Here is a 22582-nt window from a genome sequence, read left to right as displayed (position 1 = left end):
GAATTTCTGTTGGATTGTGAACAACAAGGAGAGAATCATCATGCCCAGCTTTTTAGTCAATTATGGAGGACCCAGAACGCCTTTGAGTACAAGCAGTCTTTCGTTTCCAAAGATATTTGAAGCTTGTGAAGAGTTCTATCAAAGTCAGTTAAAATCAACGTCATTTACAGTTAAAGGTCTTGATGTGACTTATTATCAAGTCGGAATTCACCGGATGGTTAAAGTAGATTTACCTGAGCAGGTACTCGAAAACCTAAAATCCAAAAATGCGGCTATTAAAAACAAGGCGATGGAAACCAGAAAATTATTTTACACAGCTCAATCCAGTGCCAGCGACTTTAATACCAAAGATTATAAATTATTGGAGAACAACTGTGTTTCTGCTGTGGCAAATGTACTCAATACAATCGAGCCACCTGTTAGGTGGGGCACATAAAATCGTACCGCTGGTGCTTGATGACAATATCGATGAGGCGCTTGAACTGGATGCGAAAGTGGACGGTATTTTAAGGGGTACAACATTACTCCCCCAGCAAAAACAACCCCACAAAAATTACCAACAGGCACATGTCCCCTCTGAACTATGGGAGGAGGTTATGACTCCGGTGGCTCAACAACATCAGAAAGAACTAAAACAAAAATTACAACAATCAAAATACAAAAATCAATCTGAAGAAGATGTCGCCCATCAAATTTGGGAAGAAGCGATGACTTTTGTTGGAAAACCTAATTCATAGGAAGACTGCCTGCTTGCTTTATGAAGCAGTGGAAAGTGTTTTAAGTCTCGAGGCCCAACAAAAAATCAGCCATCAGTCAGGCGTTGGGTCAAAATCTAGCAAAAAAAGTCAGCTTGCTCATTTTTACTGTTATTGTGTTTTCATATCTCTTTGAGGGCGTTTAAGCCCTTCACTTCGATTTTCTAAAATTCTTGCGAAATCAGTACTATTATTGTTAAATTAAAATCAAAGTATTACAGCGCTTTAACGGTCATCATAATGGGATTTTGACATCAGTCAAAAATCAAAATCAAGGGCCCTTTAAATTAAAGTACAATTCTATTTAACGCTATTTTGCATACGGATTTTAAAATTTATGGAAAGACTCAGACCTCGAAGATGCTGGTTTACGCTAAATATATCCCATGGATTAACTGCTCTTTTATTGTGTGCTTCTTTTTCGCTGAATGCCGCCATCTTAACAATTCCTCAAATTCCGCTGGTAATAGCCAGTCCTACCCATCCGCAGGTATTGATTCTGATAGGGAACTCCCAATCAATGGATGGTACTTTAAGCGGGGCGATCATGAGTGGGTCAGGTGCTCTGTCCAGCGATTTAATTTCGCTTTACAATACAAGTTCTCCGGTAAATTATACGGTACCCGCTGGATTTACCCCTCCTGTGCAAGGTCCAAATGCTAGTGGATTGGCACCATATACCGTTATCCAGAATGGGGTTGAAATAGATAATGGACCCACTCGATTAAATGTCGCAAAAGCGGCAATCCAGGCCATTATTGAATACTATATGCCGACAACCGATTTTGCTTTAGCCACCTACAGCACCAGTAATATAAGCGTCTACAAAACATGGGTTTACTATTTGTCCCCCCCAGGCAGTAATTTTAGCTTTACCAATACACCGAGTTCAGGTAACAGATACGTTACTAACCCTTGTTATAACTACAGCTCAGCCTCATCGACGGTTGCGAGTAATTGCTCGTCATTGACTGCCCTTTATGGCAGTAGCCTGCTTTCGTCAAGCCAATACATGCAAATTGGCTACTCCAGTGATGATTCGACAATTAATGACGTGCTTTATGCCTCTTCAGGATACCCTGGGATATTCGTGAGTTACAATGGCCCCACACCGTCTAATCCTTACCCGCCTAATTACACTATATCCAATTATAACCAGGGAAATATTAAGATATCCTACGGTAGTACTTTGCCTTCAATTGGTAATTTCTCCTTGTCTCCTTCAAATGCGGGTTTTGTCCCTAATTCCAAACAAGTCATGTTTTTAAACCGTGGCTTTGGATATTACAGCAATCAATCGTTTAATACCGGTAATATCTTAATTAATATGATTACAGCGGGTATAAATCCCACATTTACAAGCGTTAACAATGCAATCAACTCTTTTTTACCTTATTTGAAACCCGAAACAAACTCTACCTCCACAACCGAGATTAAATCTGCGGCTGCCCAATCTCCTTTGGCAGGGATGCTAACCCGGGCTCAAAGTTTTTTAAAGACTGTAGGCACAACCAGTGGAAGTTGTCCGCAAAAACAATACATCATCCTGATTTCAGATGGTCTGCCAACCCAGGATCTCCAAGCAAGGTATTGGCCGCCTTTGGGTAGCGTCGCCGCAACCGGTTATGGAGTGACTGCCACCTTCAATGCTGATGGTTCGCTCAACAGCACTAATGATCAAGCTTTGTCTGATGCAATAAGCCAAATGAATACTTTAACAGGCAAGGGGGTAACAACATTTGTTATTGGCCTTGGAGCAGGTGTGGATCCTTCCCTTAACTCCCAAGCTGCTGCTACCCTGAAAGCACTTGCAGTGGCCGGTGGTACAGGAGATTATTACCCGGCAACGGATCCAGACACATTAGTCAATAATTTGAATGCCATTCTCTCAAACATTCAAAATGGATCTTTTTCCACCTCGGCTGCAGCGGTTAGTTCCACTCGCATCAATACCTCGACCGTTGCTTATCAAGCCAATTTCGTAACAAAAGACACGCCCTATAATGACTGGACGGGTAATTTGAATGCGATTAAACTTGACCCCAACACGGGCCAACCTACAAGCACCATTTTATGGTCAGCACAATCCCAACTTGATTCCCTGGCATCAGGTTCCGGATGGTCAGCGAACCGTAAAATAGTTACCTGGGATCCTGTGGGGGGAATGGGGGTACCCTTTGAATGGTCCAGTTTAAATGCAACCCAACAGGCCGCGCTCCAGCCTTCCGACACTTTAGGCCAGCAAAGATTACAGTATTTACGAGGAGATACTTCCACAGAAGTGCGAAATGGCGGGATCTTTCGTAATCGTTCCCATCTGCTGGGGGATATTGTAGACAGTCAGGTTATCTATGTCGGTGCTCCTTCAGGACCTTATACCAGCTCAAGTTATCTTTCTTTTGCACAAGCTCAATCCAATCGAACTCCTGTTTTATATGTTGGTGCAAATGATGGAATGCTGCATGCCTTTAATGCCTCGACCGGACAAGAACTATTTTCATTTATTCCCAGCGGGGTATTCGATAATCTCTATCAGCTTTCATCAACCCTTTATAATCAAAATCATCTCTTCTATGTTAATGGTTCACCAACAAGTGCTGATGTACAGTTTGCTGATTCTTCCTGGCACACTATCCTTGTTGGCGGAGAAAATGCAGGCGGTCAGAGCATTTATGCTCTGGATATTACCAATCCTATAAATTTGGGCACCGAGACCTCAGTTGCAAATGCCGTCTTATGGGAATTTACTGATGCGGATTTGGGACTGAGCTTCAGTAGACCGCAAGTAGGTCAAATTTCTACCACATCATCCAATTTTGCAGTCTTTTTTGGTAATGGTTATAACAATACTAATAATACCTCCGTGTTGTATGCCGTTAATGCTCAAAACGGGAGCCTTATAAAAAAAATAGATCTTTGTGCCGCGGTGCCCTCGGCGTGTAACGTCAATTTACCCCAGGGATTATCCACTGTTGCCCTGGCTCAAAAAGATGGCTTGCAAGGAGTACCTATCACTGTAGTTTATGCCGGTGATTTACAAGGCAACTTATGGGCTATTGATGTGACCTCCAGTGATCCTTCACAATGGAGCGTCAGGGTGTTATTCCAGGCCAGGGATTCTTTAGGCAACCCTCAGCCTATAACAACGCCCCCTGTTGTAACTCTGAATCCAAACTATCCCCGCAGACAAGGACTTTTTGTTCTTTTTGGTACGGGAGAACTTTTATCAACGGCCGATTTAGCCAACAGCCAAACGCAGACAATTTATGGGGTATGGGACAATCCATCTTCATCAACTACCCTTACCCGAGCCAATCTGCAACAACAAACTTTAACATTAGTCAATTCATCTACTTCCGGTTTTTCCACAAATATCATCACGGCAACTTCCAACACGGTAAACTGGATTAACAAATCAGGTTGGTATGCGGATCTGCCTATAGCAGGCCAACGGTTAGTTACTGATCCGGAACTGGTTAATGGGGTTTTTATTGCCACGTTAAATACGCCCCCTCTAAATACATGCGGATATGGCTTCAGCTCCATGCTTTTGGAGTTGAATTTCGCAACCGGGGGTGCGTTCCCGAATCCACAATTTGATCTTAATGGAACAGGTACCTTCGATGCGGGCGATCAGTACAATGGCACCAATCCGGTAGGGATTTTCTTGTCGAACAGTTATGCAAACTCGCCCACTATTTTAGGACCTAATAAAAACAACCAGCTGGTGATTTTGATCACGCAATCTGACCAGACACAAAAAGCAATTATTGCTCCTTATGGCAAACAAAAGAAAACGGGCTGGTGGCAAATAGAGTAAAAATAGAACAGGCATAGCAATAGGGGTTGGGTCCTTAGACCCATTCTCATTAAGAATACATCAATGTAGTTGTTGGCTTAATAAGAGTAATCCCATTTGTTATGCCCAAGCTCTATCAAGAGCTTTTGGTACATGTTTCAGACCCAGTCTCTTTTCCAGATTGAGAAATCCAGTTGCCTTGCAAAGACCCATCGGCCCTTATTGTAAGGGATAATACGCCAATCAGAGTATTGTTGGTTGGGCTCCAGAAAGATGAGGTTATAAAATCATTTATATTCGGATTCATTAACCCCGTTCCATAAAGTACGGGATTACCGGCATCATCAGCCCATTCAGAGTTGTAAGTATCACCAGTTTTCGAAATGGTAAGAGACAAATTCTTGTTCTCTAATGAAGCACCAGTCCATTGACATTTATAGTTTCCCACAAGCGATGGTGGGGTGCTGGCAGTGGTGTTGTCAGCAAAAGCAGCTGAGGTAAGAAAATATAATACGGAAGTGAGAGAAATACTTGCCAATCCTGCATTCATGACTAACTCCTTTTTGTTAATTCACTCAAGCCAAAATTCCTTTTATGAAGATTTTTTACAACTAAACGTGGCGGCTTTATCTTTATTGTTTTGTACCCACCTGCCGTCTAAAGTACCGTCAGTCTTAACGATGATGGATTGGGTAAACGTAGTGGTCATATCTTTGGACCACCAAAATAAAAACGATAAGGCATTATTCTGCTCTTTATTTTGTAAACCCACACCAACAATGGTGGGTGTAGCGTCATGCAAACCTTTTTTGAACATTCGATAATTATTGTCGCTGATTTTTTTAATGATAAGTAATTCCCTGCCATTTGGAGATCCAGAAAAAGGATCATGGAAATCGCATAAATAGGTACCGGAAATTTCTGACTTTGAAGTTTGAACTGCAGGCGTATCTGCAAAAGCAGAGGACAATAAAAAACAGCTAACTACCCCTGCAACCATGTTGAATGAAATCCTATTCATAGAAAATACTCCTTATAATTCCTCATAATTATCCAACATCACTGTTTAGGGAACAGTTCTAAATAGTATAGATTATCTTTAAAAATTAAAGCGGATAAAAAGACATTCTCAGTCAAAGCGGCATTTTTTAAGCAGATAAAATAAGTTAAATTTAGAGCTATAATTTATCATTATGGACAGTAAGGAAAACAAAAAATGCCCTATACAACCAAATTACTAAATGCACAAAACGAAGCAATCGATTTTCAAACTGTAGTAAAACCCTCTCTTCGGGGTAAGAAGCATCAAGTTTTTGAGATTTACATCCGCGAAGGAAACGAGCGAAAACTCGTGGGCGCCATGGATTACAACCTGCGACCCCACTGTATACACATTAACCGCATGGATAATTTGCAAAATGGCTTTACTCAAAAAAATAAGCAAATGATCAAGCACATGGGTTACTTGTTTCTTGAGCACGCATTAAGGGAGAGTTTTGCCAAGGGGTTCCAGGGTAAGTTGGAACTGGAAGCGATTGAAAATTCCCCGATTGTTTATTTTAAATTCGGATTGCGAAAGAACAGCCGTACAATCAATAAGATGATTGATGTATTTGATGTGATTTCCATGATAGAAAATTTCAATGAATCAATACCCATGGACCAGCGGAAAGAACTTAGCAGAGAAATGATGGGCAGATTATGTTTTGGGGGGTTATTTTTAAAGGAAGAGGATAAAGCTGCACAGAAGGACATTGAATTGGCTCTTGATAAAATGCTTGCTGGCGAAACACAGGGAGAAGTCAAGATTGCCAAAAAACAATTGTTTCATCTTCTGGAGCAACATATTAAATTAAATAATAGAACTCTTTGGGAAGAATTAGTAAAAAATACTGCATTACATTTAAATATACCAAAAGCTCAATGTGATACTTTACCGTTTAACGAAATTCTTGAGTATGGTTGTCAATCTTCTGACAATCTTGAATTTTCTTCCTGGTTAATGCATCCCGATACCTCCAAATTAACTGCAGAGGAATTTGCTTCCCAATATTCCATGCAGCTTAACAAGTGCATTATGCGAACTTATATGCATTTGCCTGAGTCGTTTATTCATAAAAAGAGGATTGAATTACAAATTGACCCGCAAAAGCCATTTGATGGGATAGAACATTTCGAGGACAAGCGAATTCCCCTTGTGGAGCAAATGATAGACAAATTAGGCAGGAATCGCTCGTCAAGAGATTTACTTGAAGCATTAAATGCCCTTAAACAAAAATTATTGAGCGGCAAAGACGATCCGGACTCCTTAAAAGAAGATCTGGAATCCATAAGGAGACAAATAGAGCAAAGGAAAAAAGATGTGAAGACCGATCAGAAAAAATCTAAATCTGTTACATTTTGGTCAGTCCCAACGGTAGATGAATTACTCCAACTGGGCGATCAATCAGCCCCAAGGGTAGCTTACGATGAATTACTCCAACTGGTCGATCAAATTGAGGAAGTTGCAAAAAAATCTACAGCACCTAATTTTTATTAATTAAACCCCAGACTCATCTTAAATGGTTTCCTGCTGGGAAGCCAATTTGATATCCACAAGAAGTAATAACAATTCACTTTCCAAAAAGGAAAATAGTCTGTTTGTTTTTATAAAGTGAATGTGTTAAAAATCATATACCTAAGGCTGCAATAAAGTTGCATAGCCCTTATTATATGAGATTTTCATGGACGAAAATAACAATAAATTCCTGGCTTTCCAGGTCTGGGTTGTATGTGCATTGGGTTTGTTCATTGATGGGTATGATTTATATATTGCTTCGGTAGCGGAGCCTTTCATTTATGCCCTATACCATCCTTCCTCCTTTATGATCGGTCTCACCCAAGCTGCAGCACCCCTTGGTGCAGTATTTGGGGCAATTATCGTTGGACGATTGGCGGATATGCTGGGCAGGAAAAGCATGCTCATTCTAAATCTTGTTTTTTTTGTCCTTATTGCTGTTTGTTCTGCTTTAGCATGGAGTATAACCTCCCTTTGCGTTTTTCGTTTTTTACTGGGTTTTGGCGTGGGTGCGGATTACCCTATTTGTGCAGCTTATTTGGCCGAGATGATCCCGGCACGTAAAAGCGGCCAATTTATTGCAACCGCCATGTTCATTAATTGTCTTGCCTCGCCTGTAGGGGTAATTGTTGCCTGGTTTTTATTTAAACTGCATCCCCAACTCGATGTTTGGCGATGGATATTTGCGTCCGGAGCAATTCCAGCCATAGTAGGGTTGTTATTCAGAGCCAGGTTGCCCGAAAGTTTTTTATGGAAAGTTCATCAAGGTTTAAAATTTAAAGCAAAGCGTTCTGTGCTAACTCATTATCAATTTATCTTTTCACCAAAAATGAGAAGAATAACTGTTTGCCTTTGTTTCTCCTGGTTTTTACTTGACATTTCTTATTACGGAATAGGGCTTTTTACTCCCTATGTGTTGCAGGCATTTTCTTTATCTACGGAATCCAATTTTCTGAGTGCTCAAACTGAGGTACTGAAAAGCACTTTGATAGTCAATGTTTTTGTTTCCCTGGGTGCTTTTGCAGTTATTTTTTTTATTAACCAGATACCTTTGATTAAACTTCAGAAGATAGGATTTTTATTTTCTTTTTTGGGATTATTAATCTTGAGCCTAAGTTATCTCTTTTCGAGCTTCGGTATTATTTTCACCGGTTTCATGTTATTTAATTTCTTTATAAATTTTGGTCCCGGGATTAGTACGTACCTGCTGCCTGCCAAACTCTATAATCCCGAATATAAAGCTACAGGACATGGATTAGCTGCCGGGACAGGAAAGCTGGGGGCGTTTATTGGTACTGTATGTTTACCCATTTTGCAGGCGCAATTAGGTATTTATCTGACATTAGCCATTTTGGCCAGTACATTATTACTTGGATGGTTGTTAACCCAATGGCTGGAACATGAAGAGAAGAAACTGGTCTTACTACCGGATAAAATTTCTGAAAGCGCTTTGGTATCAATGTCTTGAAGGGGGAAATGATGGATTATCAATTGAGTGAAGAGCAACACAGTTTCTGGAAAAAACAGGGATATGTGTTTTTGACCGATTTTCTCTTTGGAGATGTAAAACACTATTTGCAAACATGGTGTGATGAACTGACCTCCTGGCCAGAGACACCAGGAAAATGGATGAAATATTTTGAAAAGAATACCCAGGGGGAACGCCAACTGTGCCGGGTGGAAAATTTTATTGATTATCATCAAGGGATGAATGAGGTGGCCAACAGCTCCCGTACTCTAAACCTGGTTTCTTCGTTAATGGAGGAAAAGGCTGCAATTTTCAAAGAAAAAATTAACTATAAATTTCCTGGGGGTGGCGGATTTAAACCCCATCAGGACGCCCCTGCATTTATCAGCTTTAATCAGCAGTTCCATATTACGATGATGGTTGCTATAGATGATTGCACTTTAAAAAATGGATGTTTGCAGGTAGTCCAAGGCGGCGCTAACAAGCCTGTAGTTCTTCCCCAGGAAGCTGACGGTTCCATTAAAAAAGAATTGGCTGCCGAATTTCAATGGACTCCAATTGAATGTGGTACAGGCGACGTCATTTTATTTGATTCCTATCTGCCTCATTATTCTGAGCCTAATCGGAGTAATAAACCACGTAGGGCGATTTTTATTACTTTCAGCAAATTTTCTGAAGGAGGCGTTATGCGACAAGCCTATTATAAGGATAAAAGAGAAAAATTCCCTCCAGATTGCGAGCGTGATCCCAATAAAGACTATTCGGCGGGCGCTGCCATTTACAATGTTGCTAATCCTATTTCTGAAACGGTGCTATGAAAACAATGAATGCAATAAATCAAAAAATTGAGAGAGCTTTCCAGTATTTGCGGTCAGCTAAAAAAATGGATTACATTGGGGAGCCGATTTCGCAATTGGAACATGCCTTGCAATGTGCCTATTTTGCTGAGCAAGCAGGGCATAGTGAGGAAATCGTCCTCGCTTGTTTGTTTCATGATATAGGTCATTTTGCTGGAGAGACAAAACAAAACAGGATGGCAGATTTGGGAATTGTATTGCACGAATGGATCGGGGCGAGTCTGGCTTATGAATTGGGCTTCTCTGCAAAAATTGCTTTACTCATAGGCAACCATGTCAATGCGAAACGTTATCTTGCAGGAAGGAAAAAAGATTATTTTGAGCGCCTATCTGAAGCAAGCAAGAAAACCCTTTTATTTCAAGGCGGAGTAATGTCTGCAGAGGAAATGTTTTGTTTTGAAGCAAACATCCATTTTAAGGATGTATTGCGGGTGCGGGTTAATGATGAAAAAGCGAAAGAAACAGGTTTGAAGGTTCCCGAACTCGATTATTATCGTCCTTATTTATACAGTCATTTTGAAAGAACAATTCACCCTGAAGGGAACATAACGGTGCCTGATTTTATTGATGCTCAATGGGTAGAACGATTCAGAACATTTCTTGAGAAGCAAGCCGAGGTAGATGGAGTACTTAGCGAGTCCTAAAGATGCGATTAAAGCGTGCTTCTTTTTTGGGGAAACCCCATCACCACTAAACAGAATGGCCTTTCCTCAACTGTTCTGAGAGAAGGGGATTTTTAAATTCTTTTGCTACGGGCGGTGCAGGTGAAAAGAGATAAATAAGGAGTAATATCAGAAAAATAGCTGAAGAAATATAAAATAGTATTTTTGCAGAAAAAGCTGATGAAGGATTCATTCCTTTAAAATGCATATATCCGGAAACAATCGCTATAACTAAAAAAATAAAGGCCAGCGTCAACATGTTATCTTCCTTCTTCACAGTTAAAAGGTAGTACTTTTATTGATAAAAAACCTACTTTTATTTTCTTGTAAAAAAAACACTATTTGTACATATTATATAACATATTCCATAGATTAAGGATTTTTCGATTTTTTTTTGGCTTTTTCTGGTTTTATTATCCCCATTTTACCATGTTCCGTGTTTTAACTGGGCTACTACTTCATCATTACCTGCTGCATTATCCAGATGAAATTTCTCAATACTTGGGATGGAACGGGTGTCTTTCGGGGAAAACGGTTACTCAAGCAGGCAGAGGAAAAATACCTGGGTTTGACTTAATAATAATCCATATGAAAAAAGATCGATCTATGAAAAAAATGCTAAAATGAATAATTCGACCTTAAGTCGATCGCTAGTCCAACAAGGCAAATAAAATGCACATGCAAACAACTCAGGAAAAAAAACAACTCTGGATTATTTTACTTATTGTGTTAATCAGTTTTATCGGTTCATCCATTGCTTATCCCATTCTTCCCCCTCTTTTCTTGCAATCAACGGATCAGTTAATCATCTCTCCAGAATGGAGTGAGACGAGCAGGCGGATTTTGCTGGGATTCACCCTTGCTATTTTTCCTTTGGGACAATTTATTGGTTCTCCCATTTTGGGAAGAAATTCAGATGTGTATGGACGCAAAAAAATACTCATCATCAGTTTGACAGGAAGCCTGGTTGGGTATGTACTGACTGTTCTGTCTTTTTGGGCAAACAGTTTTTGGCTTTTATTATTCAGCCGCTTTTTAACCGGATTTATGGAGGGTACTTTTGCCGTCACCCGGGCATATGCTTCGGAGCTCACCAGCATTAACAAATTCGTAAGCTTTGGCAGGATTAACAGCATGGCGGGGATTGGTTATATCATAGGCCCCATCATCGGCGGTTTATTATCCAACCCCCATCTTGCTTCCTGGTTTTCATGGTCATTCCCTTTTACTGTGGCGGCTTTAGCTTCAATTAGTACGCTGGGACTGGTATGGTTGAAATTACCGGAACATAAAACACCGGGTATAATCCAAAAAGAATCCATCCTGGGGCAACTCAATATAATTCGGCAATTCAAACGATTATTCCAGCATCATCCCTATTTGATCCCTTTACTCATCATCAGTACCCTGTTTACCTTTGCAGTGGATATGTTTTATGAGTTTGGACCTGTTTTTTTGGCGGGGAAGTGGCACATGTCGCCAAGCATGATTGCCCTTTATAATGCTGCTTTATCAGCTGCCCTTGCTCTGGGTGCCTCCTGGCTTCCACGCCATTTATCGAAACATCTGCCCGTACATAAAATTATTACCCTAGCTATGCTTGTGACTGCATTAATTTTTGCGGCCATGATTGTGTTTCAATACCCCATATTCATGTTTTTATTGTTCGCATTAATTGGATTTAGTATCACAAGCGTCACCACAACCATGACCATCCATATCTCAAATATGTCTCATTCCACTATTCAGGGGGAGGTTATGGGCGTGCAGCTAAGTTTGCGTACACTTGGCGATGCCATTATTTGTATCTTTGGGGGGTTACTGATTGTTTTATCCATTATCTCCCCCCTTATTTTATGCTGCCTTACGGCTTTAACTGCAAGTTTTCTCTGCTTGTTCTATTTAAAACCAATCAGCAAACAGGCTAATTGAATACCGGATTGAATTCAGATTCTGGACGGATGGCTTCAATCGATGCATTGGGTGCTAGCAAGCCAAAACTTAGCAAACCAGGCATTGGTGAATGTAATGGCTGATGTTCCATTATTTTACCGTGACATCCACTCAATATAAGTTGCCCTTTGTTATCAAAAATCGAAAAATTATTATCATCGGGTAAATTGTGTATTGCTTCCATAGATAATGAGGTGTTTCTAGGATTGGTAACGAGGGCCGTATACAAGGCATCCATGCGCTTTTCTACCGATTCGTTCTGCATCGTTTCAAAATATTTGCGGACGCAGAAAGATAAGGGGGCTGCACTGCCGGCAAGTGTTTTTACAAGACCGTTTTCTCCAGAGGGAAGTCTACCTTCTTTCAGCAAAAAGTTACCCATTTTATCTGCCAGATAAAAGCTGTTATGCTCTTTTCGAATATTTAAAGAGCCCAGTGTGTAAGAACCGTCAGGACAACCGGTCGGGCCCAGGGCATCTGTTACCAGAATGATTTTATTTTTAATGGTGTTCTGAATCAAAGAAATAAATGATGGGGATAAATGCACCCCTCCATCAGAGATGAGTTCGACCCCAGGAGGGCAAAGCTCGGGGTTTTCGAGTATCCATTGCACTAAATGACTTTTGGCATCATGTAAAGTGAGTGGCTGTGTTTCCCTGCTGCATGATTCTTGACATCCATTTCCTAAATGAGTGAATCCACAGGCACCTGCTGCAACAGCCCGACCAATGGCTCCTTTATCCTTCGGGTTACAGTGGCCAATAAATACTTTTACAAAAATGCCTTCCTCCTCCAGAGCTTTTGCCTGTTTAATGAATTCTTCTGCTCCTGGTAAATCAGCGGCTAGGGTAATTTTCCATTGTTTCACTTTGGGTGCTGCATCAATAATCTCCCTAAATTTTTTCATGGAGATACTGTCTTGAAGGGCATCTTTGGCATGGGCACCTTTACAACTTTCGGAAATAAAAGGTCCTTCCAGGTGAACTCCGACGATCTGGGTGCAACCAGGGGTAGGGTGCTGTTCTTGTTTTTCTATAAAGTCATTAATTTTTGCCAATGATTTTTTCAGGTCGGGTATAGGCAAAGAGACTAGTGTTGCTAAAGCATAGGATAGGCCGGTTTTTCCTAATGCCTGGGTAATACGCTCCAAAACCTCATCATTCATTTCGCCAGGATTCGAAAAATCCCCACCGCCCTGGCCATGAACGTGAGAATCCAGCATTCCAGGCATTAAAAAATGACACCCTTTGGAGTCGACTATTTTTGGATCTTGAATGGAGGATAAATCATCATCCAGATTAAAAATTATCCTTACCCCTGTCTCGGTAAGTTGCACATGCTTCAGTTCCCTGATTCCTTTATCGTTATATACATAAATATTTTGAATGAGCATTTTAACATCCTTATTCATGGTGCAAACTCAATAGAAAGTTATTTCTGGCGTCGAGATCCACCTTCTAAAAATACCCTAGAGTTTCGCAGTTAAATTAGCTAGAATCGCTTGTCGATAAGAAAATTTCATTATAAATCATTAGCATCCTGCAAATGGTGATTGTAACAAAATAAGGGAAAGAGATGAATTAAGAGATATCCTCTTAATTTAATTTTTATTAAATATCGGATGGAAACTGCGAATTCTCGGAGAAATACATGTTTAGTTGCGTTTTGGTTAGGGAAACCCCCGAAGGTATGGCAAATAAGGCGGCAAGAGCAATTCAAATGAAAATTATGGAAAATAATGAGAAAAAAATTCCTACTGTCCTTGGACTGGCAACTGGCAGTACTCCCGAACCTTTGTATAGAGAATTAGTTCGTCTGCATAAGGAAGAGAAACTAGATTTTTCCCGCGTAATTACATTTAACCTTGATGAGTATTTAGGTTTGGAACCCACGCATACTCAATCCTATAGTTATTACATGCATCACCATTTGTTTGATCATGTGAATATCAAAGAGGAAAATATTCATTTATTGGATGGAAAGCTCCCTCTGGAACAACTCGACCAGCATGCCAAAGAATATGAAAACCTAATTCAGGAAGCAGGTGGAATAGACATTCAAATTTTAGGTTTGGGGGTGAATGGTCATATAGGTTTTAATGAGCCAGGTTCTGCACTGGATTCCAGAACACGCGTCATTAAATTGGATGAAAAAACCCGGGAGGCAAATAAACGATTTTTTAATTCAAAGGATGAGGTTCCAACCCATGCCGTAACCATGGGCATAGGAACGATTCTGCAATACAGTAAAGAATGTTATTTATTGGCATCCGGTTCATCCAAAGCAGCCATTATTTCGGCGGTTCACGAGGTTTCTTCACCAACCGTAGACATTCCGGCAACTGCTTTATACGCACATAAAAACGTTACCGTGATTCTGGATGAAAAAGCAGCCTCCTTATTACCCTCAACAGTTAAATCAACTAAATCGCCCTTATTATCACGAAGTTTGTATGCTCATAAAACATCAGAAGAAAAAGAATTATTTTCTGGCTGCAAACTCTCTCCGGTATAAGCTGTGTCAATTTGCCCATGGGGTTGGTATAAACCCTGGCTGATGCAAGGCAAGCGAAGTTTGAGAAATGGTCACTTTACGCTTGCCTTAAAAACTTATGTTCTTCTTAAATTGATCTAATATTTATATATGCAGTGATGTTTGGAGAAAATAATGCCTACAGGTGCTGAAAATTTGATTGAAGCCATAAAAAAAAGAGACTTGGCACAAAAAGCGTATGAAGAGCAAATGCTCAAAGCAACCGGGGCGCAAAAGAAAACTCAGACTCTTTACGAAAGTATCATAGGTTCTCCCGAGCCGGATGTCCTTACATTTAAAAAATCTGCAGAGAGTTCCAATCGTGCTGCCTATGAGGCGTACCAAGCAAAAACTGCTTTAAATAACGCTAAAATTTCAGTTGCCGAATCAGAGTATGAAAAAACTTTAGATGAGTTGAATGAGAAAAGATCTGAGCTTTCCCCTGAAGAGTTTGATAAAAAAAAGGATGAGGCATATCAGAAATATGTTGATACGAAGAATCAATTAGATCAGGACAGTCAGGATGCCTATGGGATTTATCAACAGACATACCTTGATAACAGGAAAAAATACGACAATTTAATTAACGCCCAGGAAGAGGACATGAGTTTGTCAGCACCGAGTCAAACCCAGACCACGCCTACCATAATAACACCTGTAGTGTCCGCCAAAAAAGAAGTAACTGTTGCCAGTCAGCTCAGCGATGAGATCATGAAGATGTTTCAGGAGAATTTTAAGGATGATCCCTGGTACAAAGATAACCCTCCTAAAAAGGGTGAGGATGGAAACTTGAGTTTATCATTTAAATCAGAAAATGATATGAGTTCGTTTTTCCAGAAACTTGCTTCTGAAAAAAAGGACTTTATTATGGTCGATGGAAAAACAAAGGAAGTTATGGGGTATTCGAAAAATGGGGAACTATTTCATGCGAACGGAGACCAATTTAAAACGGGAGATACTTTTAAACCGGGAGGCACAAAGTTTGATTCTTCTTATAAAATACCGGAAAAAGAGCAAGAGCAAACCCAAACCCAAAGTAATACGATGAGTAGTCCTGGTTAGGGAAGATTTATCGTAAATTATCCCTAAAAGAAGTTACATTTTGAATTGTCTCTTCCTCAATAAATTCTTTATCCACTGAATGAGGATGTTTTTTAGTGGCCGGTTTGCTTTGAAATAGTGCACCAAAATAAGGCACCTCGGACAAGAAATTTGTAATTGTTGTTTCTGGTTTGCGACTCGCATTCTGTGGAAACATCCCATAGCTGTGATTTATTTGAGCCTCTTTCGGCGTGGAGGCAGATCCTGATGAGAAGCGGTTTATTATTTTATTGGAGAGATCATACGCGCCCAACACAGCAAGGGAAGGCACAAGTAAAACAGAAGTAAGTGCAGCAAGTACCGCAGAGCTTGCCGTAACTGGTGCGATTAATAAGGGAAAGAGAAGTGCCGTTGTTGAGAGGGAAGTAATCAGAGGCCCTTTTCCTGGGTCCTTTAACGAGGTGTTCATATCGGGATAACACCACTCAGTGAATTTAGTAGCCAGTTTTCCCGCAGCCATTAAAGTTGCCCCGAAAATAACGGCAGGAGAGCAGAGTGCAAGCAGAGCGAGCATCAAGGCCACTAGCGCTACGCTGCCTACAGTAGTTAAGGGCAACATGAGGCAAGTCAGAATCATTACACGCATCATTGCATTCCGCAAACAAAACTTGTGTTTTATTTTAACAGAATGAGATTAAGTGATTCTTAACGACTCATTTAATTTAAAAAAATACTTCGATTCGGAGTAAAATATTCCCAAAAGCATGAAAAGTGAAGTTAGGCGGAAAGCCCAACTTTCTTTCGGGAGAAAAATGCATTCCATTTGCAATTAGGCTTCAACCATTGTCGTCTGTTTCACAGTTTCCTTCTCTGAATTTTTTCGGGTCCGTTTATGAAGCAGGTAAATCAGTACGGTTCCCAAAAGGGCGCAGACCGGGATAGCAAGTAAGGCATGATGATAAGATTGGAGACTGTATTGTTTCAAACCTGCCTGGGACAGGTTTCCTTCCCAGTAATAATCCATAATTTTACCTATCAGCGTATGAAAAAAAGACCCACCCAACATATTGATGCAATTAAGAAAGGCGATGGTTATTCCCAAATGTTGGCTGGATACGAATGCAGAACCTGTTGCAAATACAAGAACCTGGTAGCAACACATAAGTCCAACAGAAAAGAATAGGGCACTTAATAGCCACCAATTACTTACATTCTCACTGAGAAGGACCAGGAAGGCTAAAGACAGGCCGACGCCACAAGCTCCAAGGATCATATAATTACCTAATTTTTTGGCCAGCAACGCAAGCATGGGGCCCCCAAACAACATTCCCATGAAGATAAAGGAGACAAGCAGGGCTGCATCTGATTTAGCAAAACCATAGGCAGCAGTTAAATAGGGAACACCCCAAACATCAGCAAAACCTTCGAGTGCACCTACCATTAGCAAATTGGCTAAAGCAAGAACCCATAATTTTTTAAAGGTAAATAAAACCGATAATTGCGACAGGCTTATATTGTTCGTAGGTATTGTTTTAGATTTTTTGGGAGTACGTACCACCATACAAGCGAGAACTCCTATAGCTATAGCACCAATCGCCAGAACCAGTCCTAAACGTTGGCCTCCGTAAGTTGAAAGCAGCTGGGTTAAGGGCTTTCCTCCATAGACTGCTCCTAAAAGCCCGACACTAAAAGACAATCCAATCATGTGCGAGTATTGCTCGGTGTGGAACCATTCAGAGACTACCTTGGATACTCCCAGAAAACCAACAGCTGAGCAGGCGCCAATTAAAAAACGGCTAAATAAAGCCAGGTAAAAATTATTCGTAGAGGTAAAAAGCAAAGCGCCCAAGCCACAAAGAAGTGCAAAAACGAAAATCACTAATCTGGCGCCAAATCTATCCAACAATAATGCCACCGGAATTTGCATTCCAGCATATCCATAATAATAAAAAGCCGCCAATAAACCAAAACTGGATGCATCAATTGAGAAGTGCACCATTATTTCTTGCATCATCAAACCTGGCCAAAGGCGCAATATAAATTGAAAGGCAAAAAATGAGAGTGGGAAAAACCATACCACAAAGGGCATATAATGGGTTTTAAAGCGAAAGAATGGTATTTGAGTCATGAACCCTCCAGCATTAATAATCAGTTATTTTACACACCCGATATTCCTCCCCTAGAGAGGTTCGGAGAAGAAATAACTGACCGCTCTAGGGGAAAGAGGGCAAAATAATAATAATATTTACGGAAGAGATTGCTGCAGGCAAAGAATCATTGCATAGCATTACCTGTGCAGTTAATACTGCAGGGAGGATAGTGCTTTGGTTCGTAGTGCGATGATTCATATTGATGGCAGATTGATTAAATTTTATCTATATTTTGCTTACCATATCAAATTAAACTTTATGATGTCAATTTAATTTTTTAATTGTTTCATTAAAAACAAAATGGAGACACTTACAGTGCTTTGAACTAATTTTAAAATTAAGTACTAAAATTAACATATGGAGATCAATTAAAAATCTTATGGATACGAATTACAAGCTTGCGAAGCCTTCCACTGTTTTTAAAGATTATGTGAATAAATATGCTTATATTGGCTTAAGTATTTCAATTTGCAGCATATTAATTGCTTCACTTATCGTGTCCTATCAAGTCACAGGATTTATCAATCTAAACGGATTTGTCAGAGCGCAAACATCAAATCCTGCTATTTGGATTCTTGATCTAACGCCGTTTTTGTTTGCTTATTGGGGACAATCGTTTTGCTATGGGTTGGCTAATACCGCGGAAACACTGGTTGCCGATAAAACACAGGAGCTTCTTTATAAAAGCGGCGATCTGGAGGCAAAATTAAAATATGAAAGTGAGCATGACTTGTTCACTCAGCTGCCTAATTCCCTTTTGTTTGGGGAGCAAATTATGCAGGCTATCAACAAGATTGAGCGCTCAAATGAGTTAGCAGTGGTACTTTTAAAATTGAATGATTTTAATGTAATCCACAACAATTTTGGTAATTTTAATGCAAACAGTGTCTTAATCCAGTTCGTAAAAAAGTTAAAAGACATGTTACTTTCCCCTTTCATGCTCGAAGCAACTATGGGTATAAATAGTTTAGCCCGGATTGAGAGTGATGAATTTGCTCTATTGTTACCCAGGTTAAATAAAAATATAAATTGGAACAAGTTATTGAATGCTGTTGTTGAGGCAACCACGCTTGATTTTTATGTGGACAATATTCATATCAACCTTAGTACTACTGCTGGGGCAGCCATTTATCCTCAGGATGGAAATAATAGCGTTTCCTTGATAAATCATGCACGGACTGCAGTTTTCCATGCAAGAAAGAAGGGAAAGCCTTATGCACTCTACCATGCCAATATGGAGGAGGATTTTACTACCAACAGAATCATGATGAGTGGGTTAAAAAAATCAATAGAAGATCAGGAAATGAAAATCTATTTTCAACCCATAGTCGAGCTGGAAACAGGGAAAATAATTGGGGCTGAGGCTATGGTCAGCTTTGTGCACGAAAAATATGGATTGATCAGTATGGAAAAATTTATTCCCTTAATTCAAGGTTCGAGTTTGATTCAGCAATTAACCTCATTTATGTTAACCCATGTAGTCGAACAATTAGCCCTTTGGCATAAAGCTGGATATAAAATTTTTGCTTCAGTTAATTTATCAATCCAGGATGCAATTGATAAAAAATTACCGGTTTTTATCAGAAAACTATCGACTGAATATAAAATTCCTCCTGAATATCTGATTCTTGAATTCAAGGAGCGGGCTTGTTTATCGGATCAAGCAAAATCTATTGAGGTGTTAAACCAGTTAACCGACCTGGGGATTAAAATCGCAATCCATGATTTTTGCAGCGGATATGCTTCCTTTACTTATTTAGTCAATTTTCCCATTAATGAAATTAAAATAGAAAAATCTCTTGTTTTAGACATGGCAAGAGACAAGAAAAAATCTAAAATTGTTGAAGCCATTATTAAACTTGCAAAAATCTTTGAAGTAGAGGTATTTGCTGATGGTGTGGAAAATGGGGATATCAGGGAACAGCTCAAACACTATGGTTGCAAGTATGGACAGGGAATATATTTCTCACGCCCCATGAGCCCCTATGAATTTATCTCTTTATTGAACTCGGACGTAAAGAAATAACAAAAGCAGGTCAAGATGCTTTTTTTCCGCTTTTTAATTCGTCAAACCTTTAGGTTTTATTTGTTCTTTCTCTTCACTCGTGTTGGTATTGTTCTCGGTACCCGAAGTATTAAAAACTCCAACTTTCACCAAAGCATCAAGTAAAATAGCGGTATTTTGCACTGCAATTTTGGGTTGAGCCAGTTCACTTGATTTGGATTCCGGAATAGGCAAATCTTCTCTTTTTTCTTTACTCACTGCTTCTGGTTGGGGATAAACCTGGGATCTTGCTTCTTCTTTAGGAGTTCCAGATTTGGTTTGAATCACTGCGCCAGTCAAGCCAATTGCATTGGCAAATTCGATGGCATTGTCTACATATTCTTTATTAGCTGATTCTAGAATTAATTGAACATCCCTGCCGGCAAAAAAGCGGTTCAACGTGCCGTCAAATAAGTAGGGTGCCAAATCTTCTTTTTTTTGCGTACAGAGATTTAAATCACCTTTGTAGATTACTTTATCAAAATCACCTTCAATTGTGGATAATAAATTAAGAAGCTTGGTTTTCACAATCCCATCATCAAAAGGTTGGGGAAGTATTTCCTCCAGTTGCTGCAAGTCTTTTGGTTTAATGTTTTTATCTTTCGATTTAGCCAGAGGTAACGCATTTGCTTTGGACTGTACCTTATCATGATAACTTGAAATAAGCAGTTCTCTATTTGAGGTGATTACATAATTGATGTAAATATTAGGCATAATAATAAAACCTCTCTTATTTCTGTGAAATAAGAATTAAATTAATTAATTATAATATAGACTATTAAAGTATTTTTGGCTTTTATTATGTGGGTAACAGCATCGAGTTGCTAGTGCACACGCTCTTTAGCAATGCCTCATAGGATTGAAGAAAAAATTCCCTTGCTGGGGCCGGTGAGTCAAATCCCAGGGAATTACTGTATTTGAGACCCTGCCCTATGCTTGCATTTTGAATGCTGTAGTGGCTCTCTTTTAAAATTTGTTCTGCTTTATCCAGTGATTCAAGAACTCGTGAATGAGTTAATTGCATCTTTCCAATTTCCTGCTCTTTAACCAGCCAAAAACAATAGTGGGTAAAGGCTTCGGCTAAAACCATATATCCGTAACTGCCGTAATGAGGAAGCATTCTCTCGCTATTGGCAATAAGTTCCTGATAAAGGGCCTCGGCGTCATTGTCGCTTGCTTGCTGAAGTTTTGAATAAAGATAGTCATTATAACGTTGGACTGCATGTACAGAGCCGTATTGAATTGCCATCTTGATTGCTTCCATCTCGGAATAGCCAAAATCGCGTTTTATTTCTTTTCTCATTTCTTGAGACAAATTAAAAAAAAATGCACCCCGCACCAAATTGAACTGATTTAATTGAGGTTGAGAAAAAAATAAAATTACAGGCAATTTTTTTTGCAGCGATAATGCGGCACCATAACTACACCAGATTTCTTCCCAGTAACTCCTTAATTCTTCCCGATTACAAAATGTTTCGAACTCTTTTTCATGATAAGCAGTACGGGCAATCACTTCAATTTTTTGCTTTTTAATTAAATCTATTTTTTCGTTATCTTTTGCCTGATGAAACAGATGTAAAAATAATCGGTCATGGGAGGTTAATTCTAATGCGTTGAAGGTTTGTAAATTAAAAAATGAGTACATATTTATCCCTTTTTTAATTGTTCAGTATAGGTTGCTTAATTTAGTCTCCGGGAAAGAGGATGACCATGGTTTTTTCAAGTTGGAAAATAATGAAAAATAGTGGGCGCAAAGGCCCAACCTATACTGATTAAATACTATGTGGTTAAAATATAGCCATTATACAGGATAAAGAGGGTTGATTTCTACACTTTGGATCTAAAAATACCAGTTTAGAGCTAATGCTACAGAGACAAATTTAGCAGCATGCGGTCCGGTCACCGAAAACCAAACACCGCCAATAAGCCCCAAATTGGAGGTAAAATTGTATTCAATTGCTGGAGCAAGCGAAGCTTGTTCGTTTGCCCTTCCTCCTAAAGTGGCAACTGTCCCTCCGGGAGTAAATCCAGGGTTCCCATCAAAATGACTTCCAGGACTGTGTACATACAGCACTTCGAAAACAGGCACCCAGTGTTGCGTTAATGTATATTCAAACGCCAGATCAGCAGAATAACTGTTATCAAGTTTTACCTTGCCCACTGTTCCGGGGGCACCGCCAAAAACGTTTACTCCATGCACGGTGATATCGCTAAATGTTGCCCCAACCAAACTCAAACGGGTGCGCAAATAATGCTTGTTAGGCAAGAGAATCAATTTTTGAAAGTTAAACCCAAGATAGGTTTGGAAAGCGCCTAGCCCTGTCTGATCCGTTCCCAATTTATCGGCATCCAGGTTTTCATAGCGTCCTGTTGGAAAAATTTCCTGAAGTACAACCCGCAGATCAGGAAGCCAAGAATTATCTTTTTGTCGCAAAACTTGAACGCCTACGGCCAAACTGGTATCTCCAATGCCGTTTCCATGTTGTCCATTATCCCAACTGTAATCATAAGGCAAGGAAGTTTGTAAATCTAAAAAGCTAAGAACCCCAAGGCTTACAATAGGAACTACTTCAAAATTTCTAAATCCTTTTGGGTAGCCGCTAAAAAATGCATAGGGTTCAAAATTAACATGTCCTGCCGGTATTGTTCTTCCAGCAGGTGCAAGCAAAGGGCCTGTGAACCAGGGATCTGCAAATGCGGCATTGATAAAAAAGAGTAATAGGAAAAAAAGTTTTGATTTCATGTGAGTCGTTCAACGGTAAAA

The 22582-nt window shown here is 39.8% G+C and carries 20 protein-coding genes; 11 read left to right on the top strand and 9 right to left on the bottom strand.

Annotation, left to right across the window (positions count from 1 at the left end; genetic code table 11):
* Positions 1 to 40: 40 nt before the first annotated feature.
* The 3 genes from KYQ_RS19505 (at position 41) to KYQ_RS08905 (ending at position 4575) form a co-directional block, all read left to right on the top strand.
* Positions 41 to 436 carry a DUF778 domain-containing protein gene (locus KYQ_RS19505; RefSeq protein ID WP_019349895.1) on the top strand — a complete coding sequence of 132 codons (396 nt, stop codon included), beginning with the start codon at positions 41 to 43 and terminating at the stop codon, positions 434 to 436.
* The gene (locus KYQ_RS19500) at positions 393 to 737 is read left to right on the top strand and encodes a hypothetical protein (protein WP_231294533.1); all 345 of its coding nucleotides are present in this window, start codon (positions 393 to 395) and stop codon (positions 735 to 737) included. Before KYQ_RS19505 ends, KYQ_RS19500 begins: the two co-directional genes overlap by 44 nt.
* A 355-nt stretch (positions 738 to 1092) precedes the next feature.
* Positions 1093 to 4575: a pilus assembly protein gene (locus KYQ_RS08905; RefSeq protein WP_010652917.1), complete on the top strand. Its 3483-nt coding sequence runs from the start codon at positions 1093 to 1095 to the stop codon at positions 4573 to 4575.
* Positions 4576 to 4690: 115 nt separating this feature from the next.
* Here KYQ_RS08905 and KYQ_RS08900 read toward each other — a convergent pair whose 3' ends face one another.
* Both KYQ_RS08900 and KYQ_RS08895 read right to left on the bottom strand, forming a co-directional pair.
* On the bottom strand, positions 4691 to 5104 hold the full coding sequence (locus tag KYQ_RS08900) for a hypothetical protein (protein WP_010652918.1): 414 nt from the start codon (positions 5102 to 5104) through the stop codon (positions 4691 to 4693).
* 42 nt (positions 5105 to 5146) lie between these two features.
* Entirely contained in the window at positions 5147 to 5575 is a 429-nt protein-coding gene (locus KYQ_RS08895; protein WP_010652919.1) for a hypothetical protein, read from the bottom strand.
* Positions 5576 to 5770: 195 nt separating this feature from the next.
* On the opposite strand from KYQ_RS08895, the gene KYQ_RS08890 reads away from it, so the two are divergent.
* From KYQ_RS08890 to KYQ_RS08875, 4 genes are all read left to right on the top strand, one after another.
* On the top strand, positions 5771 to 7093 hold the full coding sequence (locus KYQ_RS08890; RefSeq protein ID WP_010652920.1) for a hypothetical protein: 1323 nt from the start codon (positions 5771 to 5773) through the stop codon (positions 7091 to 7093).
* A gap of 184 nt (positions 7094 to 7277) precedes the next feature.
* Positions 7278 to 8579 carry an MFS transporter gene (locus KYQ_RS08885; RefSeq protein ID WP_019349893.1) on the top strand — a complete coding sequence of 434 codons (1302 nt, stop codon included), beginning with the start codon at positions 7278 to 7280 and terminating at the stop codon, positions 8577 to 8579.
* Between the two features lie 8 nt (positions 8580 to 8587).
* Positions 8588 to 9397 carry a phytanoyl-CoA dioxygenase family protein gene (locus tag KYQ_RS08880; RefSeq protein WP_231294532.1) on the top strand — a complete coding sequence of 270 codons (810 nt, stop codon included), beginning with the start codon at positions 8588 to 8590 and terminating at the stop codon, positions 9395 to 9397.
* 5 nt (positions 9398 to 9402) lie between these two features.
* Positions 9403 to 10080: an HD domain-containing protein gene (locus KYQ_RS08875; RefSeq protein ID WP_019349891.1), complete on the top strand. Its 678-nt coding sequence runs from the start codon at positions 9403 to 9405 to the stop codon at positions 10078 to 10080.
* Between the two features lie 46 nt (positions 10081 to 10126).
* Here KYQ_RS08875 and KYQ_RS08870 read toward each other — a convergent pair whose 3' ends face one another.
* Positions 10127 to 10357: a DUF1328 domain-containing protein gene (locus KYQ_RS08870; protein ID WP_010652924.1), complete on the bottom strand. Its 231-nt coding sequence runs from the start codon at positions 10355 to 10357 to the stop codon at positions 10127 to 10129.
* 413 nt (positions 10358 to 10770) lie between these two features.
* Between KYQ_RS08870 and KYQ_RS08865 the strand changes: the two genes are divergently transcribed.
* The gene (locus KYQ_RS08865; RefSeq protein WP_010652925.1) at positions 10771 to 12030 is read left to right on the top strand and encodes an MFS transporter; all 1260 of its coding nucleotides are present in this window, start codon (positions 10771 to 10773) and stop codon (positions 12028 to 12030) included.
* Here KYQ_RS08865 and KYQ_RS08860 read toward each other — a convergent pair.
* Positions 12023 to 13444 carry an N-acetylglucosamine-6-phosphate deacetylase gene (locus KYQ_RS08860; RefSeq protein ID WP_010652926.1) on the bottom strand — a complete coding sequence of 474 codons (1422 nt, stop codon included), beginning with the start codon at positions 13442 to 13444 and terminating at the stop codon, positions 12023 to 12025. The two genes, KYQ_RS08865 and KYQ_RS08860, sit on opposite strands and share 8 nt — an antisense overlap.
* Before the next feature lie 257 nt (positions 13445 to 13701).
* On the opposite strand from KYQ_RS08860, the gene nagB reads away from it, so the two are divergent.
* Together nagB and KYQ_RS08850 are read left to right on the top strand one after the other, a co-directional pair.
* Positions 13702 to 14565, top strand: a complete 864-nt coding sequence (nagB, locus tag KYQ_RS08855; protein WP_010652927.1) for a glucosamine-6-phosphate deaminase — start codon at positions 13702 to 13704, stop codon at positions 14563 to 14565.
* A gap of 153 nt (positions 14566 to 14718) precedes the next feature.
* Positions 14719 to 15645, top strand: coding sequence for a hypothetical protein (locus KYQ_RS08850; RefSeq protein ID WP_010652928.1), 927 nt, complete (start codon positions 14719 to 14721; stop codon positions 15643 to 15645).
* A 7-nt stretch (positions 15646 to 15652) separates the two neighbouring features.
* Here KYQ_RS08850 and KYQ_RS08845 read toward each other — a convergent pair whose 3' ends face one another.
* Together KYQ_RS08845 and KYQ_RS08840 are read right to left on the bottom strand one after the other, a co-directional pair.
* Positions 15653 to 16273: a hypothetical protein gene (locus KYQ_RS08845; protein WP_147285892.1), complete on the bottom strand. Its 621-nt coding sequence runs from the start codon at positions 16271 to 16273 to the stop codon at positions 15653 to 15655.
* A gap of 180 nt (positions 16274 to 16453) precedes the next feature.
* The gene (locus KYQ_RS08840) at positions 16454 to 17752 is read right to left on the bottom strand and encodes an MFS transporter (protein WP_019349889.1); all 1299 of its coding nucleotides are present in this window, start codon (positions 17750 to 17752) and stop codon (positions 16454 to 16456) included.
* A 401-nt stretch (positions 17753 to 18153) separates the two neighbouring features.
* Here KYQ_RS08840 and KYQ_RS08835 point away from each other — a divergent pair, with 401 nt between their 5' ends.
* On the top strand, positions 18154 to 19800 hold the full coding sequence (locus KYQ_RS08835) for a putative bifunctional diguanylate cyclase/phosphodiesterase (protein ID WP_019349888.1): 1647 nt from the start codon (positions 18154 to 18156) through the stop codon (positions 19798 to 19800).
* 33 nt (positions 19801 to 19833) lie between these two features.
* On the opposite strand, the gene KYQ_RS08830 is transcribed toward KYQ_RS08835, so the two are convergent.
* The 3 genes from KYQ_RS08830 to KYQ_RS08820 form a co-directional block, all read right to left on the bottom strand.
* Positions 19834 to 20532, bottom strand: a complete 699-nt coding sequence (locus tag KYQ_RS08830; protein WP_019349887.1) for a hypothetical protein — start codon at positions 20530 to 20532, stop codon at positions 19834 to 19836.
* Positions 20533 to 20617: 85 nt separating this feature from the next.
* Positions 20618 to 21463, bottom strand: coding sequence for a DUF5630 domain-containing protein (locus KYQ_RS08825; protein ID WP_010652933.1), 846 nt, complete (start codon positions 21461 to 21463; stop codon positions 20618 to 20620).
* A 195-nt stretch (positions 21464 to 21658) separates the two neighbouring features.
* Positions 21659 to 22561 carry a hypothetical protein gene (locus KYQ_RS08820; protein WP_019349886.1) on the bottom strand — a complete coding sequence of 301 codons (903 nt, stop codon included), beginning with the start codon at positions 22559 to 22561 and terminating at the stop codon, positions 21659 to 21661.
* Positions 22562 to 22582: the final 21 nt, after the last annotated feature.

Origin of the sequence: Fluoribacter dumoffii NY 23 (assembly GCF_000236165.1) — a bacterium.
In the GTDB taxonomy this organism is placed as follows: domain Bacteria; phylum Pseudomonadota; class Gammaproteobacteria; order Legionellales; family Legionellaceae; genus Legionella; species Legionella dumoffii.
Note: the sequence above shows the minus strand (reverse complement) of the source record. Positions and strands in the feature narration are given on the sequence as shown.